Origin of the sequence: Prosthecobacter debontii (genome assembly GCF_900167535.1) — a bacterium.
Taxonomy (GTDB): Bacteria; Verrucomicrobiota; Verrucomicrobiia; order Verrucomicrobiales; family Verrucomicrobiaceae; genus Prosthecobacter; species Prosthecobacter debontii.
The window spans coordinates 234,269-248,964 of the sequence record NZ_FUYE01000004.1 but is presented as its reverse complement, the minus strand read 5'-3'; the positions used below and the strand labels follow the sequence as shown (position 1 = coordinate 248,964).

Annotated in this window: 13 protein-coding genes; 7 read left to right on the top strand and 6 right to left on the bottom strand. The window is 59.6% G+C overall.

What is annotated here, in order from left to right; genetic code table 11:
• Positions 1–87 precede the first annotated feature (87 nt).
• Complete coding sequence (locus tag B5D61_RS07715) at positions 88–816, top strand: hypothetical protein (protein ID WP_078812759.1); 729 nt, start codon at positions 88–90, stop codon at positions 814–816.
• Positions 817–974: 158 nt separating this feature from the next.
• Positions 975–2,099, top strand: coding sequence for a hypothetical protein (locus B5D61_RS07710; protein ID WP_139373126.1), 1,125 nt, complete (start codon positions 975–977; stop codon positions 2,097–2,099).
• Between the two features lie 6 nt (positions 2,100–2,105).
• On the opposite strand, the gene B5D61_RS07705 is transcribed toward B5D61_RS07710, so the two are convergent.
• The 3 genes from B5D61_RS07705 to menA form a co-directional block, all read right to left on the bottom strand.
• Positions 2,106–3,242 (bottom strand): AMP-binding protein, encoded by a 1,137-nt coding sequence (locus B5D61_RS07705; protein WP_078812757.1) that lies wholly within the window; start codon positions 3,240–3,242, stop codon positions 2,106–2,108.
• Positions 3,239–4,210 (bottom strand): hypothetical protein, encoded by a 972-nt coding sequence (locus B5D61_RS07700; protein WP_078812756.1) that lies wholly within the window; start codon positions 4,208–4,210, stop codon positions 3,239–3,241. Before B5D61_RS07700 ends, B5D61_RS07705 begins: the two co-directional genes overlap by 4 nt.
• 96 nt (positions 4,211–4,306) lie before the next feature.
• The gene (menA, locus tag B5D61_RS07695; RefSeq protein ID WP_078812755.1) at positions 4,307–5,374 is read right to left on the bottom strand and encodes a 1,4-dihydroxy-2-naphthoate octaprenyltransferase; all 1,068 of its coding nucleotides are present in this window, start codon (positions 5,372–5,374) and stop codon (positions 4,307–4,309) included.
• 183 nt (positions 5,375–5,557) lie between these two features.
• On the opposite strand from menA, the gene B5D61_RS07690 reads away from it, so the two are divergent.
• Together B5D61_RS07690 and B5D61_RS26180 are read left to right on the top strand one after the other, a co-directional pair.
• Entirely contained in the window at positions 5,558–6,988 is a 1,431-nt protein-coding gene (locus B5D61_RS07690; protein WP_078812754.1) for an ATP-binding protein, read from the top strand.
• Between the two features lie 416 nt (positions 6,989–7,404).
• Positions 7,405–7,581: a hypothetical protein gene (locus tag B5D61_RS26180; protein ID WP_176159286.1), complete on the top strand. Its 177-nt coding sequence runs from the start codon at positions 7,405–7,407 to the stop codon at positions 7,579–7,581.
• Between the two features lie 18 nt (positions 7,582–7,599).
• Here the strand turns inward: B5D61_RS26180 and B5D61_RS07680 are convergent, their stop codons facing one another.
• Entirely contained in the window at positions 7,600–8,658 is a 1,059-nt protein-coding gene (locus B5D61_RS07680; RefSeq protein ID WP_139373125.1) for a hypothetical protein, read from the bottom strand.
• Between the two features lie 14 nt (positions 8,659–8,672).
• On the bottom strand, positions 8,673–9,923 hold the full coding sequence (locus B5D61_RS07675; protein WP_078812751.1) for an OmpA family protein: 1,251 nt from the start codon (positions 9,921–9,923) through the stop codon (positions 8,673–8,675).
• A 133-nt stretch (positions 9,924–10,056) separates the two neighbouring features.
• Here B5D61_RS07675 and B5D61_RS07670 point away from each other — a divergent pair, with 133 nt between their 5' ends.
• Both B5D61_RS07670 and menB read left to right on the top strand, forming a co-directional pair.
• Positions 10,057–10,977 (top strand): PfkB family carbohydrate kinase, encoded by a 921-nt coding sequence (locus B5D61_RS07670; RefSeq protein ID WP_078812750.1) that lies wholly within the window; start codon positions 10,057–10,059, stop codon positions 10,975–10,977.
• 47 nt (positions 10,978–11,024) lie between these two features.
• Positions 11,025–11,837, top strand: coding sequence for a 1,4-dihydroxy-2-naphthoyl-CoA synthase (gene menB / locus B5D61_RS07665; protein ID WP_078812749.1), 813 nt, complete (start codon positions 11,025–11,027; stop codon positions 11,835–11,837).
• Positions 11,838–11,881: 44 nt separating this feature from the next.
• Here menB and B5D61_RS07660 read toward each other — a convergent pair whose 3' ends face one another.
• Positions 11,882–12,853 (bottom strand): rhomboid family intramembrane serine protease, encoded by a 972-nt coding sequence (locus B5D61_RS07660; RefSeq protein WP_217698939.1) that lies wholly within the window; start codon positions 12,851–12,853, stop codon positions 11,882–11,884.
• A gap of 102 nt (positions 12,854–12,955) precedes the next feature.
• Here B5D61_RS07660 and B5D61_RS07655 point away from each other — a divergent pair, with 102 nt between their 5' ends.
• The gene (locus tag B5D61_RS07655) at positions 12,956–14,593 is read left to right on the top strand and encodes a UxaA family hydrolase (protein WP_078812747.1); all 1,638 of its coding nucleotides are present in this window, start codon (positions 12,956–12,958) and stop codon (positions 14,591–14,593) included.
• Positions 14,594–14,696 lie beyond the last annotated feature (103 nt).

The window sequence follows — 14,696 nt, the reverse complement described above, 5'->3', positions numbered from 1 at the left end:
AAACCTCCAGCGTCACTTTTTATCCCTGCTCGAACTTTGTCGAGGTTGGCTGAAGGATGAGAAAAGGTGGGGCGTTCCTGCCCTGCCATGAACCTGCGCTTACTCGCCTCCTTTGTCCTTGCGGTGGCTTCCGCTTTCGCTGCCGATGCCCCCAAGCTTCCAGCCATTCCCGCCAACCCGATCGCCCAGAAGAAGGACCTACTTTTCTCCGATGACTTTGAGCGGACGGCGTTGGGCAAGCCCTGGGTCATCGTGGTGCCGACTTTTTCCCTGGAGAACGGCGCGCTGAAAGGCACGCAGATGCGCTACGATACCCCCGCAAAGGACGGCAAACCCGCAGTAAAAGGCCATCAAGCGGTGATCGGTAACGACATCCCGACGAAGGACAGCGTAATCGAGTTTCGCTTCAAGCTCGGCGACGCCCAGTCCGTCACAGCGGAATATGACGACCGGAAGTTCAACGGCTCGCACTACGGGCACATCTGCATGGCACGGATCGCGGCGGATAAGATCACGCTGGTGGACCAGAAAGGGCTGGCCGAGGCGCGCCCCGAAGGGGCCACCGGTGAACCGCCCACGCCCAAAGGCCGGAAAAACGTGGCCTTCCCGCTGAGCCTCGATCCCAACACTTGGCACACCTTCATGCTGGAAACGGTAGGAGACAGCATGCGCGCCTCGGTAGATGGCAAGGCGGTGGCTTTCATGCAATCTCCCGGCCTCGCCCACCCGACAAAGTCCAAGGTGGAATTCGGCTGCATGGGCAAGGACGGTTTCTTCGATGACCTCAAGGTCTGGAGCGCAGAGCCGGTGAAATAGCTTTCATTCCCCGACGGGAGAATTCATCCCAGCTTTTCCCTGCAACTTCGCGTCATCTCCCTAGCTGTGGGATGACGCGAAGTTCATTTGACCAGCAAAGGGACTTTACAGATGACGAAGCATCTCCATTCATGGTTGTCCTGTTTCAGCCAACCCTGATGACCACGAAACTCGACCTCAAATTCACTTCCCTACTCCGCGACACCGCTGCGAAGCTGGAATCGCTCGACATCCAGCCCCGCGTGCTCGCCGAGGCCGTCCCAGCTCTAACGGAGACAGCGGCAGATCTGGCCCGGCAGCTCAACGAGTTGGCCACCGCACTCTCTGCAGCTCAAGAGGCCAAGTTTGCGGCTGAAGTGGCCGTCAAGGAAGCTGCCATCCTCGCTCGGGAACAAGCCCTGGCGGAAAAAGAGGCTGAAAAAGCACGCATCGCCGCAGAAAAAGAAGCCGCGAAGCTCGCTCGCGAACAGGCTCTCGCGGAGAAGGCTGCCGCCAAGCAAGCCGCCATCGCCGCTCGTGAGCAGGCCCTTGCTCAAAAGGAAGCTGAAAAGGCCCGTATTGCCGCGGAAAAAGAAGCCGCTAAGCTTGCTCGTGAACAGGCTCTCGCCGAGAAGGCCGCCGCCAAGGAAGCCGCTATCGCGGCGCATGCCCAAGCCCTAGCCGAAAAAGAAGCTGCGAAGGCACGTCTCGCGGCCGAGAAAGAAGCCGCCAAGCTTGCTCGCGAACAAGCACTCGCAGAAAAGACTGCCGCCAGGGAGGCTGAAAAGGAAGCTAGAGAACAAGAAGCCGCTCAAAAAGCCGCTGAAAAGGCACGAATCGCTGCCGAAAAAGAAGCGGCTAAGGTTGCCCGTGAGCAAGAGGCCGCTGAAAAAGCAGCGGAGAAAGCCCGACTCGCGGCTGAGAAGGAAGCTGCGAAACTCGCTCGCGAACAAGCCGCTGCCGAGAAGGCCGCCGAGAAAGCCCGTCTCGCCGCAGAAAAAGCTCAAGCGGCTGCTGAACGAGAGGCCGCTAAAGAAGCCGCGAAGGAACAGGCTCGACTGGAATTGGAAGCGGTCAAAGCGGCCGCCGCAGCACTGAAGGCCCGCCAGGACGCCGAGAAAGAGGCTGCCCGCCAAGCGGAAGAAGCCGCCAAAGCCCGACGTGAAGCCGCGGCTGCACAAGCCCGAGCTGAACAGGAAACCAAAGAACGTGCCCGCCGTGCTGCGGCGATCGCCACACTCGCTGCGGAGAAAGCCGCGATGGCAGCCGAACACGAGAAGCGTGCCGAAACCAGCACTTCGTAATGGGTTTTATCGAAGAACAAGCTCCCGCAGCTCTTCCATCTGGACCTTCCCCAGATCACTGCGGGGGATGTGGTCGAGGCGAATGGCTTCGCTAACGCGTAGCCAGGGAGGCGAGGCCTCGTGGAAGCGTGCCAGGAGGGGTGCGGGGTCTCCGCTGCCTGCCTCGCAAACGAGAACGAGGCGAGTCTCGGCCCGGGGATCGGGCTGCGCGAGCAGAACGGGTAAACGACTCCAGCCGAGCTGGCGGGCGAGGTTTTCCATCTGCTCCTGGAGGGGGGCGAGGTGGATCAATTCACCGAGGATCTTGAGGAAGCCCGATTCACGGCCCACGAACTGAAGAAAGGAGCGTGTGCCGTGAGTCCAGAGGCGGACGTGGTCGCGGGTCTTCAGCCCCTCCTCGGGCATGGGCCGCCAGGTCCAGGAGCCAGAGGTGGCACGGGTTACATAGCCTCGGGCTAAGGCAGGTCCGCTGACGGTGAGCACGCCCTCGGCATCGGTGTGGAGCCGCCAATGAGGCAGCACCTGGAGTGATTTGACATCGAAGACCGCACCGAAGGGGTTGTAGGGCTGTGTGGCGATCTGAGAGGCGGCTTCGGTCATGCCGTAGCTTTGAAACACCCGCCAGCCGAGCTCCACCGCCGCATCGGCCAGGGCCTGGCTCATGCCGCCACCGCCGACAATGACGGCACGGAGAGGGTCAGGACAGGTCAGGCGTGCCTGCACGAGATCATGCACCTGAGTCGGCACGAGTGAGGCGAGGGTGATGCCGTTTTCCCAACACATGGCCGTGAACTCTGCCGGCTGCCAGCGCCCCTGCGCCTGGGTATAACGGCTGCCACTGAGGTGAGCCCGTGCGAGAATGGAGAAACCACCCACATGATGCAGGGGCAAAGCGATCAGCCAATGATCCTGGGCGGTGACCTCAAAGTGCTCATTCACGGCACGGCCTGAGATGAGAAAGGCCTCTTTCGGTAAGGCCACCCACTTCGGTAAGCCTTCACTGCCGGAGGTTTGAAAAAGACACAGATGGCTGAGGCCCTGGGCCGTAAGAAAGTCGGCCAAGCCTGCGGTTCCGTCGGGCTGGAGAGGATTCACCGCGAGGTGATTCTCAGCGCTGTGCCAATCGATCTGGAGCGGAGTCATGCCAAAGGCCTCCAGGGGAGTTTTTCCAACACCTCGCCAAAGCCGAGGCCGCCTCCCGATAGATCCGGAGTCATCCAGCCACCTCGCACTCGGATGCGTTCGAAGAAAGCATCCGGCTCAAACAGATGCTGCGTGCTAAGGCCACAGAGGCCGATACGATCTCCGAGCTCTCGGCGTGCGACGGCCGCTTCATAAGCTGCAAACATCTGGCCGAGGGCATGATCCATGGCCGAGGTCAGGATGAGAGGGCTGGTCGGGTGCGTCTCAGCCACGATGCGCCAATCTCGCCGAGCAGGCTTGACCACGACGGCGTCAAAGCCCGCAGTGCCAGCGCGCCAGCCTTTATCCAAAGCCAGCTTCACGCCCCAACGCTGGCGACAGTGCACCCAGGCCTGAGCCTCATACGGAAAGGGGTCCTCCACGAGATCCAACTGCCGATACACACGCACGGGCATGAACTCGATGAAACTCTGGAAGGCCTGGGCATCGAGACAGCCGTTAAAATCCACTCGGAAGCGGAGATCGGGATTATCGGACAGGCGCGCGCAGTTTTCCAAAAAGCGCGTGGTTTCCCCGTAGTTCGCATAGCCCTTGGCTTTAAGCGCAGGCCACCCCTCCTCGAGAAGCTTTTCAAACTGCGGCTGTGTATCCCGAGCAAAGCTCCAGGAGTAATGGCTGCGGGGAATCTCCAGCCCGGCAAAGAGGCTGACTCCAGCTTCGCGGGCCGCGCCATCCACGGCGGCACAGCGCAGCGCCATCTCCGTGACGGGTGTCGTTTCTCCCTGAGCCAGCAGACGCAGTTGCTCCTCAATCGGCGCATCCCCAAACTCCGGCCAGGGATGCACACAGCCATACCCTGCCCCAACCCGGATCAAGGCCCCCGGGAAAACCCGACGATGCGAGGCTGAATTCAGCGCCACACCACTGCGCAGCAGATACTCGTAGATGTAAATGGTCTGGTCGGCCATCAAAGTGAGGTCAGGTCTGTCCTTGGGTGAGTTTTAATACTGGGGAGAGGCTCGCCCGTGAGAAGGTGTTGAAGAGCAAGGCGAACGCCGATGGGGCTATGGTGACATAGCTCCAAGGCGTTCAACACAGCTATTCGGCACCTTACTCACGGGCCCTCCGGGTTGAGTCAGAACGAAGGCCATGGCGGCGTTGCTTCGCTGGGCCAAGATCGCAGAGGATATAGGCACGGCGCTCGCGCCTTGCCCTGACCTCCGTTCTGACTCAACGAGCCCTTCCCCAGTATTAAAACTCACCCTAGATACGCCCCAGCAAAACAATCCGGCGAACAAGAGCAGTTGCATGCCGCTGAGTGCCAGAAGGCGATTGTAGCTCGGCCCGGGCGCGTGAGTCCAGATACGCAGGATCAAAAAGAGCCCCACCGGCACGACCGCCAGGGGCGTGGTGAAGGCGCTGGGGAAGTCGTGCTGCCACCAATACACCCCTGCCGCATGCGCCGCCAGGATGAGAAAGGTGATCTCCAGTCGGGCAAAGGTGACGCCGAAACGCACGGCCAGGGTTCGTTTCCCCGTGGTGCGATCCTCCGCCTGATCCCGCAGGTTATTGATGGCGATCAAAACCGTGGAGAGACACCCGATCTGAAAACCCGCCACAAGACCGCCCTCCAGCCACTCGCCCGACTGCACAAAGGCTGAACCTAACACGGCCACGAAACCAAAAAACAAAATCACGAACAGCTCGCCGAGCCCCCGATAAGCCAGAGGCATGGGGCCCCCGGTGTAGCCGTAGCAGAAGTAAAGGGAAGGAATCCCAATCGCCACAATGGCCATGCCACGAGCCTGAATGAGCGGGATCGAAAGGAGGGCCGCCACAACCAGCATGAACCAGGCGGCCCCCATGACCCGACCACCTGAGATCGCACCCGAGGCCGTGACTCGACGCGGACCGATGCGCGCCTGGGTATCGGCCCCCTTCTTGAAATCCAGGGCATCGTTGAACCAATTCGTGGCCACCTGGAGGGCGATGGTGCTGCCCAGGGTGCAAAAAAGCAGCCACCCACTCCACTGCCCGCCGATTTTCCAGCCCAAAACGGAGCCAACCACCACCGGCGCGATAGCGGCACCGAGAGTCTTGGGGCGGGCGGCGGCGATCCAGTCAAAAATCATGGTGATGCGGGAGGAACGGAGGATTCGGGGTAAGCGTGCATGAAGGGCCAGATGAGACGGGTTTTCAACCCTGAACGTGGAAGTCGTGTCTATCTGAAAGAAATCTCTCGCATCCCACGCCAGCCGGTTTTATTTCATGGGGTGTGAGTGCGGCCCCGGCCCTTCCACTTTCCCCCATAGGCTATGTCTTCTCTTCAGGCCATCCGTGACGCTCTTGAGCAGTCGCCCGATAACCTTTCCCTTCTCCTGCTCTACGGCCGTGCCAGCTTGGAGATGCTGCAACTCGAGGATGCACGCATCGCTTTTGAGCGCGTGTTGGCGCTGGATCCTGATCATACCGACGCCCAGCTCGGCATCGCTCGCGTCCTATTCATGGAGGGAGATACCTCCGGTGCCGCCGTGCGGGCGGAGCGTGTCTTACTCCAGGAGCCCGACGATGCCTCCGCACACCTACTGCTGAGCCGTGTTTATCTCAGTGAAAATGACCGGGCACGAGCGATCGAACACTTCGACCTCGCCGCGCAAATCGACGGCACCATGAGCGATCCTGCTCTCGAGCGTGAACTCGGCCGCACCGCCAGGGATGCCCGCCGGACCTCCCCGGCCACCCCGACCCAGGCAGAGCCGAGCATGCCCAATGACGGCCTGGATGAGGGTGAAGCTTCCCAGGAGTTTTACGACGACGCCCTGGAAGAGCCTCCCTACGATTGGCGGCCTGAGACCTTCTTTACCCCAGGTGACCCGAATCGCTTTGAAACCACGTTTGCCGACGTTGGCGGCATGGATGAGCTGAAGGAAGAGATTCGCCTGAAGATCATCTACCCTCTTCAGTATCCCGATCTCTACAAGGCCTATGGCCGCCGCACCGGTGGCGGTATCCTCATCTATGGCCCTCCAGGCTGCGGCAAGACCCTCGTGCTGCGCGCTGTCGCGGGAGAAGTTCCTTGCAACTACCTCTCTGTCGGCCTGCATGAGATCTTCGACCCCTACTTCGGCAGCACCGAGCGTAACCTGCATCAGATCTTCGAAACCGCGCGGGCCAATGCTCCCTGCGTATTGGTGTTCGATGATCTGGACTCCCTGGCTCAGGATCGCCGCAATGTGCGCGAGAGCCAGCTCCGCAATCTGGTGAATCAGTTTCTCCATGAACTGGATGGTCTGCGGGAAAATCAGCGCGTGCTGGTCATTGGTGCCACCAATCAGCCTTGGGCTCTAGACCCGGCGTTTCGTCGTCCAGGTCGGTTCGATCAAGCCATCTTCGTGCAGCCGCCCGATGCCCTCGCGCGCACCCAGATCATCAGTCTCCTCGCCAAGGATAAACCGATTTCCAACCTCGACGTCCCGACCCTGGTGGATGCCACAGGCGGCTTCTCCGGCGCAGATCTGAAATGGGTGTTTGATCGGGCCGCCGAGTTGGCCCTGTCGGCCGCCATTCACACCGGCCAGCCCGTGCCCATCACCATGGAACTGCTGCTGAACGTCGCCCGCAGTCACGCACCGACCATGAACAGTTGGTTCGAAGGCGTGCGCGATCATGCTCAACAGGTCGCTCCCGATGGGATCTTCAATGAGGTGAAAAAATTCCTCAACGCACCTTCATCACGCGAGCGGTAAGAAGGAGTCGAGGCACCCTCAATCGATACGAGGTCACGCTCATGTCTAACAAGCAGCGTGACAAGCATCCACCAGCACTCAAGGCCGATTGGATAGCTTGGGGATTGCATTTGATCTTTGGTGTCATCGTGGGTTTCGCCGTTGGATGGTTGCTGGCTTCACGTTTATCCCGAGCAGGCTTGTTTGCTGACGGAGGCCTGGTCTCCGCTGTGGTTGGAATCAGCTTCATTGTAGCGGCTTTTGCATCTCACCACGGGGATCGCCTTTGGATGAAAGTTTCAATTTATAGTGTAGTCGAGCCTCCACGATCAAAAGCCAGTCTTTGTGTATCGTGGATCATTGGTATCATTGGAGCCATCCTGGTTGTCACTAGTCTGCAATTATCGGAAAGTCCTCCGTCGAGTCCGGCGCATTGTTTGGCCATTCCCTTCCTGGCCATCATTGGATGGTTGATCATTCATGCGATTCGTGAAGGCACGGTCTTATTCATCCAGGGCTTTGTGCATCAGCATGAGCATCCCTTTCTCTTCTGGGTTCTCGTCGCAGCCTATGGTGCTTCGTTCTTGGGCCTCCTTCGAATGGTTATTGGGTAACGATACCCCATCCAATTCTCACCCATCCATCAACCGCCGGGCCTGTTCGACCCAACGTTCACGCTCGATGCGATCTTTAAAAGCAAGACGGCGTGAGAACTCTCGGATGTGCGCTGGGCTCCATCCCGCGATTTGCTGGAGCCGGTAGATGCCCAGTTCTTGCAGTCGCTTTTGCAGAGCCGGTGAAATCCCCCGCACACGCGTGAGATCCTCCACCACGGCAGGGCTCTGACGATAAACCAAGCCGAGCGAAGCATCGACCTCGGGAAGGATGGTGACGGAAGGCGGAGCCACGGCCTCGACAGACTCCGCCGGGGGCTCGGCGTGAGCGATGGCGTGGAGAGGTGAAAGCGGAGCGACCTCCGCCTCAAGGGGCTCTTCGGGTTCCATCGATGAGCCTAGAAAATCCCCTTCCTGGCTATCTGATAAAAGGAAGGAAAAAGGCTCCACGTCATTAGGCTCAGGCAGCTCACGCGTGACACGTGGAGGCGCAGGATCTGGGGACTTTGGTTCACGCGGGCTGAGGAGTTCCGCCACCTGCTCCGGCGTGTGGTGGGTAATGCCAGGAATCGGGGCCAACTCAGGGATCAGAGGTAAGGGTAGAGGTGTCGTTTCACTCTCCGGCTCAGCCCCTGCAGGTGCGGGCTTCGTCGCCTCGGGTGGGGGGGCAGTCGGCGCTTTGGCAGAGCCCGCGCTAGGAGGCAGAGTCAGCGCTGGCGCAGATGCTGTCTTGGGCGTGAGTTCGGGTGTGGAGTTGGCCGCCCTCTCCGGAAAAATCTCCGAAGGTTTGGGCAGGACTTCGGTGAGCAAAGCTGGCGGCGATTCTCCCAGGGGCCCGGTGGCTGGACGGATGACTTGCTCCGTGAGTTTGCGCTTCAATCCTGCCACTTCTTCACGCAGACCACGCATCTCCTCCTGCTGCATCCGGTTCTTTTTCTTATACCGTCCCCAGGTCAGGGCCCCGAACCATAGGCCTAACAAAAAGAAGATAAATGACACCGCTGTGACAAAGATGGCGCTGTGAAGGAGAAAATAGACCAGCGGCTCAGTCTCCAGGGATGTAATCTCAAATTTCATGAGGAAAGCGTAGGTCAACGAAGCAAAATCTCCACGGTGTGGGGGGCCGCCAGAGCGCCAGGTGAGCCCGGAGGAACGGAGTCAAAGGCGACGGTCAGAACGTCACTGGTTGGCAGGCCTTGTTCGACCAGGAAGGACAGCACCTGCCGAGCACGGGCGAGAGCCAGAGATTGATCCCGAGCAGAAGCGGAGCCTGGGTCAAGGTGACCGCCGATGACCAACTTCACCGCAGGTCCGGCGGCCAGGAGCGCGGGAGTGAGGGCCGCGAGGCGGGCTTGCTCCGTGGCGCTCAGGGTCGCGCTACCTGTAGAAAAGGATATCGGCGTCTCTTGGAGTGTTTCAGCCAACTCAGAAGCTACTTTAGCCGGGAGAGGTGAGATCAGCTTGCGCCCCGGCAAATGAAAAACGGAGGGATAAAATGTCAGGTGGGAGCGAACCCGTTTGCCACCGGTGACCGGACGCAAGAGCGCGAGCCATTGAGCCTCCAACTGGCGTGTCGCCGAGCCTTCCAACAACGGGCCGTCACCCTCTTCAAAGCGAATGTGTCGAGGCCCAGGTTCCGCAAAAAAAGCCTCAAGTAACGGGATCACATCCTGATCCTGTGTGAAGGTGGCGGGCATCGTGTGGGTGCTCTCCAGGAGTTGCTCAGCCTGGAGAGGCTCCAACAGCTTCATCAACTGACCTCGCAGGCCCGTGGCGGGTAGCCCCCCTGCCGCATGCAGCCCTTGAGCATCGCGGCGAAGATCAAGCCACGGAGTGACCCGAAGATTTCCCACGAGCGGGGCGAGTAAGCGGCTCTCCACGGTCAGCGGAGCTTTTTCCCCTTCGGGCCAGAACACTCGAGGATGCGACTTCACCTCCTCCGTCTGGATGGTGAGGTCCGGCCGAAGCTTGTTCAACAATTGGGTGACATGCTGGATACGTGCGTCCTTGGGAAGCCAACCCGAAATCGTCAGGGTGGCTCCCTGCAGCTGCGTATGTAAAGCAGCGGGAATGACCAAATCGCTTCGCGTGAGACGCAGCGGCCCGAAGACCGCCAAGGCCTGCTCAGCCGCTTCCAGAGAGGTGGCATCGGGAGCATTGCCTGCGATGCGCAGATCCAGATAACGAAGATCCGCGACGGCGGCCTTGATGCCATGCGTCTGCAACACCTCCAGTGCGGCAGCTTGCAAGCCTGGCTGCTGCTTTTCCGCATAAAACCATCCGTGAGCGATGATCATCATCGGCAGCAAGGCCAACGCGATGAGACAGATCGAAAAACGCATGGAAGAGGAAAGCAACGGGATGAACGATTGACACCAGAGAGGGCCAACGGATACTCCGCCGCCCTGGGACCTGGATCACCTATGAAAATCCGGGCTCCTGCTGCAAGAACTATTCCACACGCTCAATTATCCCATGTCAGTCATCATCGCCGGAACCGTCGCCCTGGATAACGTCAAAACGCCTCAGGATTCTCAGGATAATCTGCTCGGTGGTTCCGCCTCCTACGCTGCCCTGGCCGCCAGCATTTTCACCCAGCCCGTGCACATCGTGGGTGTCATCGGACATGACTTCCCTGAGGCCCACTTGAATCTCCTCGGCAGCAAAGGCATTCAGCTGGATGGTCTGGAACGTAGCAGCGGTGCCTCCTTCACCTGGACAGGGGAATACCACGAAGACATGAACAACCGAACCACCCATGCGGTGGGGATCAACGTCCTGGAAAGCTGGGCTCCTAAAGTGCCAGCGTCCGCCGCTGAAGCCAAAATCGCCGTCCTGGCCAACATGAGCCCGGACAACCAACTCCAGACGCTGGAGCAATGCACTGGCGCTAGCTTCGTGGTGGCAGACACGATGGATCTATGGATCAGCATCGCCAATGAGCGCCTGCACGATGTGCTGAAAAAGATCGATCTCCTGGTGATCAATGACGGCGAAGCCAAGGAATTTGCCCGCACCACCAACCTCGTCGAAGCCGGACGTAAGCTCCAGGCCAAAGGCCCCCGCTTCGTCGTCGTGAAACGCGGCGAGCACGGCAGCTATCTCTTCGGCGAAACACCTGACCAGTTCTTCTCCTGCTCCGCTTATCCCCTGGATTCCGTCTTCGACCCGACAGGCGCTGGCGACAGCTTCCTCGGCGGCATGGCTGGCTGGCTTTCCTCCCAAGGAAAAACCACCCCCTCCTTTGAAGACCTGCGTCAGGCCGTGGTCCATGGCAGCGTGACCGCCAGCTACACCTGTGAAGCCTTCAGCACTCACAAGCTGCAGAAAGTCACGAAAGATGATGTGGCCAGCCGTCTCAGCGAGCTTCAGCGCTACACCAGCTTCGTCGCCTAACGAAGCTGGCAGTCGTTTGCTTTTGCCCAAACCATCGCTCACCGACCATGTGGACCACCATTCAGACCTTCCAAGACATCAAGCTTGAAAAGACCGCCGACGGCATCGGCAAGCTCACCATCAATCGCCCGGAAGTGCGCAATGCCTTCCGACCGCAGACGGTGAAGGAGATGCTCATCGCCCTGGACATCCTGCATGAAGATCCTGAGGTCGGCGTCATCATTCTCTGTGGCGAAGGGCCTTTGGCTTTCTGCTCCGGGGGTGACCAAAAGGTCCGTGGCAATGCCGGATACGTCGGTGATGATGGTGTGCCGCGCCTGAACATCCTGGATGTGCAGCGCAAAATCCGCACCCTGCCCAAGCCCGTCGTCGCCATGGTCGCGGGTTACGCCATCGGGGGTGGTCACGTGCTGCATGTCGTCTGCGATCTCACCATCGCCGCCGAAAACGCTCGTTTCGGTCAGACCGGCCCCAAGGTCGGCAGCTTCGATGGCGGCCTCGGCTCCAGTTATCTAGCCCGCATCGTGGGGCAGAAAAAAGCCCGGGAGATCTGGTATCTCTGCCGTCAATACGATGCCCAGCAGGCCCTGGAAATGGGCTTGGTGAATACCGTCGTCCCGCTGGAAAAACTGGAGGAAGAAACTCTCCAATGGTGCCGTGAGATGCTCCAGCACAGCCCGTTGGCGCTGCGCTGCCTCAAGGCCTCCCTCAATGCCGATTGCGATGGCCAGATGGGTCTGCTTGACCTCGCGGGCAATGCGACCCTGCTCTACTACATGAGTGAGGAAGCCAAAGAAGGTAAAAACGCCTTCGTCGAGAAGCGGAAACCCGACTTCAGCAAGTTCCCACGCCTGCCTTAAGACCAAGACATCAAACACCCCAGGTTTAAAAAACCTGGGGTGTTTTATTTGGTAAACCGCCGACTCGCCCTCTCTAAGGTGCGGCGTTCGTCTTCGGTGAGGCTGCCCATGCCGTGGTCGTTGATCTTGTCGAGGATGGGATCGACTTCATCCTTCATCAGGTCCACCAGCGGATCGTTCTGCGGGTTCTCTCGGCGCACGGCTTCCAGATCGACATCCACATCGGGGCGGCGAGCCGCCGGACGGGTGCGGGCCATCTGTGGGCGACGGCGGAGAGATGAGCCGGTGACGGTTTCACGCTCGCGGAATTCCAGATACGGACGCGGTCTCTGCGCGCGGCCATAACCCAATGAACGGGCATAGTACCAACCGGCCAAGCCACCACCTAGATGAGCAAAGCAGTTGGAGTCCGTCAGTTGAGCCCATTCGGGCAAGTGCCCGGTAAGGAGAAGCACGGCCACACCCGCATTGACGGCCATGAGCAGACGGGCAAAGGCACGCTGGCTGATCACCAGCAGAGGTACTTCCTCCTCCGGCATCGCCACGGCATAAGCCAGGACCAGCCCCAAGACAGAAGCGGAAGCCCCCATCAACAGTGAGCCGGTATTTTTCAACGCGTAGGCGGAGACGGCAAGCTGAACGGCCGCACCCAGCAACCCGGCAATGCAGTAGAGGAAGACGAGGCTGCGGCCACTGTATAGGGCCTGCACTCGCCGCCCGGCAAACCACAGCAGCAGCATGTTGCCCAAAAACGGCCACCAACCGGCATGCACGAACAGGTGGGTGAAGGGAGTCCAAAAATGTCCATCGGCCAATTCATCCACGCTGATGCCCCCGGCTGGGCGCAGGGGGGCTTGAGTGAGGGCATCGCGCACCCAGGCGAAATCAAATCCCCATTGGAGAACGAAGACCATCACATTCAGGGCAAACAACCACTGGAATGCGGTTCTCTCACGGATCCACTCCCCAAAAGGTGGAGGTCCAGAGCGCATGTAGTCGCGGTCGTAGATGGACATGAGGTAAAGAAACGAGGCGGTGAACTGAGCGAACAGAAAATCTGGAACAGCACACATACGTGCGCCAAACTCATAACTGACAACCCACCCACAATATTCCATATGATCCTCCGCGTCCATCCCGCTGATGACCTCATCGTCGCCCTTCAGGATCTATCAGCGGGGCAAATTGTGCATTTGGAGGGCCGGACCTGGACCTTACCGGAGGCGATTCCGGCAAAGCACAAGTTTGCCTCGCAGGACTTCCCCTCAGGGCACTTGGCCACGATGTATGGGGTAACCGTAGGCCGGGCCACCCAGGCGATCCCTGCAGGAGGTCTCATCCGCACAGGCAATCTTCAACATCACGCGGCCCCCTGCACAGGCAAGCAAGCCGATCTCCTCTGGACACCCCCAGACGTCAGCCGGTGGCAAGGTCGCACTTTTCAAGGATTTCGGCGTGCGCATGGACCTGCTGGCACGGCGAATCACTGGCTGGTGATTCCTTTGGTGTTTTGTGAAAACCGCAACGTGGCGTTCATGCGAGAGGCGCTGACTCGGGCGCTCGGTTATGCGCAAACATCTGCCTACGAGCGCTATGCGCAGGAACTCGTGCAGGCCCATCAGTGTGGTCGGCTTGCCGAAAACACGGGCCTCCCTCTCGAAGCACTCCCTGTTCCCACCCCGCTTTTTTCTAACATCTCCGGCATCAAGTTTCTGGAGCATGGGCTGGGCTGTGGCGGCACCCGACAGGATGCCATCGCCCTCTGCCGTTTGCTGGCCGGTTACATCGCTCATCCCAATGTTGCCGGCGCTACGGTGCTCAGCCTGGGATGCCAGCACGCTCAAGTGAGTCTTCTAGAAGCTGAACTCAGCCGTCTCTATCCCCAGCACTCCAAGCCATTGCTCATCTTTGAACAGCAAAAATGGGCCTCTGAGCAGGCGATGCTGACCGAGGCCATTCGGGCCACTTTTCACGGCATCGCCCAGGCGCATGAACAAGGCGGTCGCACTACATGTCCGATCTCTGACTTGATCCTGGGTGTGGAGTGTGGTGGGTCCGACGGGTTTTCCGGCATCTCAGCGAATCCTGTCATCGGTCATACCGCGGATCTACTGGCGGCCTTGGGAGGAGCCCCGGTTTTGTCTGAATTTCCTGAACTCTCTGGCGTGGAGCAAAATCTCTGCGACCGCTGTCTCTCTCCAGAGTTGGCGGACCGTTTTTTAGATCTCATGCGGCGTTATGAAGACGCTGCGCGGGCCTGTGGTTCGGGCTTCGATGCCAATCCCTCTCCAGGCAACATCCGGGATGGCCTGATCACCGATGCCATGAAGTCGGCTGGTGCGGCCAAAAAAGGCGGCACGGCCCCGATTGTGGATGTGCTCGATTATGGAGAACCTATTCGTCGTCACGGTGGCCTAACTCTGTATTGCACTCCGGGGAACGATGTGGAATCCACCACTGCCCTGGCGGGTGGGGGCTGCACACTCATGCTTTTTTCCACCGGACTAGGCACCCCTACCGGCAACCCCATCTGCCCCACACTGAAGGTGGCCACCCACACGGCTCTCATGCAGCGGATGGCGGACATTCTCGACTTCGATACCGGCGCCGTGATCACTGGAACTCAAAGTGTCGCGTCCATGGGAGAATCCCTCCTGGATCTTTGTCTCGCAACCGCCAGTGGTGACTATGTGCCCCAAGCCATCCGGCTCGGCCAAGATGATTTTCTGCCCTGGAAACGCGGTGTGTCTCTATAGGCTCACCAAATCCCTGTCCCGCATCCACTCTTAAATCACTTTCCGCTCGCTTGCATGGAGCATCCAAGCAAAGCCATTTCAGGCTTGTTTCAGCCGGGGCACT

Bases quoted from the DNA above. Each gene is read 5' to 3' on its own strand.
- menA (WP_078812755.1), bottom strand. From the start codon at position 5,374: ATGATTTTTGACTGGATCGCCGCCGCCCGCCCCAAGACTCTCGGTGCC.
- B5D61_RS07675 (WP_078812751.1), bottom strand. From the start codon at position 9,923: ATGCGTTTTTCGATCTGTCTCATCGCGTTGGCCTTGCTGCCGATGATG.
- B5D61_RS07660 (WP_217698939.1), bottom strand. From the start codon at position 12,853: ATGTCCATCTACGACCGCGACTACATGCGCTCTGGACCTCCACCTTTT.
- B5D61_RS07710 (WP_139373126.1), top strand. From the start codon at position 975: ATGACCACGAAACTCGACCTCAAATTCACTTCCCTACTCCGCGACACC.
- B5D61_RS07690 (WP_078812754.1), top strand. From the start codon at position 5,558: ATGTCTTCTCTTCAGGCCATCCGTGACGCTCTTGAGCAGTCGCCCGAT.
- B5D61_RS07680 (WP_139373125.1), bottom strand. From the start codon at position 8,658: ATGAAATTTGAGATTACATCCCTGGAGACTGAGCCGCTGGTCTATTTT.
- B5D61_RS07700 (WP_078812756.1), bottom strand. From the start codon at position 4,210: ATGGCCGACCAGACCATTTACATCTACGAGTATCTGCTGCGCAGTGGT.
- menB (WP_078812749.1), top strand. From the start codon at position 11,025: ATGTGGACCACCATTCAGACCTTCCAAGACATCAAGCTTGAAAAGACC.
- B5D61_RS07670 (WP_078812750.1), top strand. From the start codon at position 10,057: ATGTCAGTCATCATCGCCGGAACCGTCGCCCTGGATAACGTCAAAACG.
- B5D61_RS07655 (WP_078812747.1), top strand. From the start codon at position 12,956: ATGATCCTCCGCGTCCATCCCGCTGATGACCTCATCGTCGCCCTTCAG.
- B5D61_RS07715 (WP_078812759.1), top strand. From the start codon at position 88: ATGAACCTGCGCTTACTCGCCTCCTTTGTCCTTGCGGTGGCTTCCGCT.
- B5D61_RS07705 (WP_078812757.1), bottom strand. From the start codon at position 3,242: ATGACTCCGCTCCAGATCGATTGGCACAGCGCTGAGAATCACCTCGCG.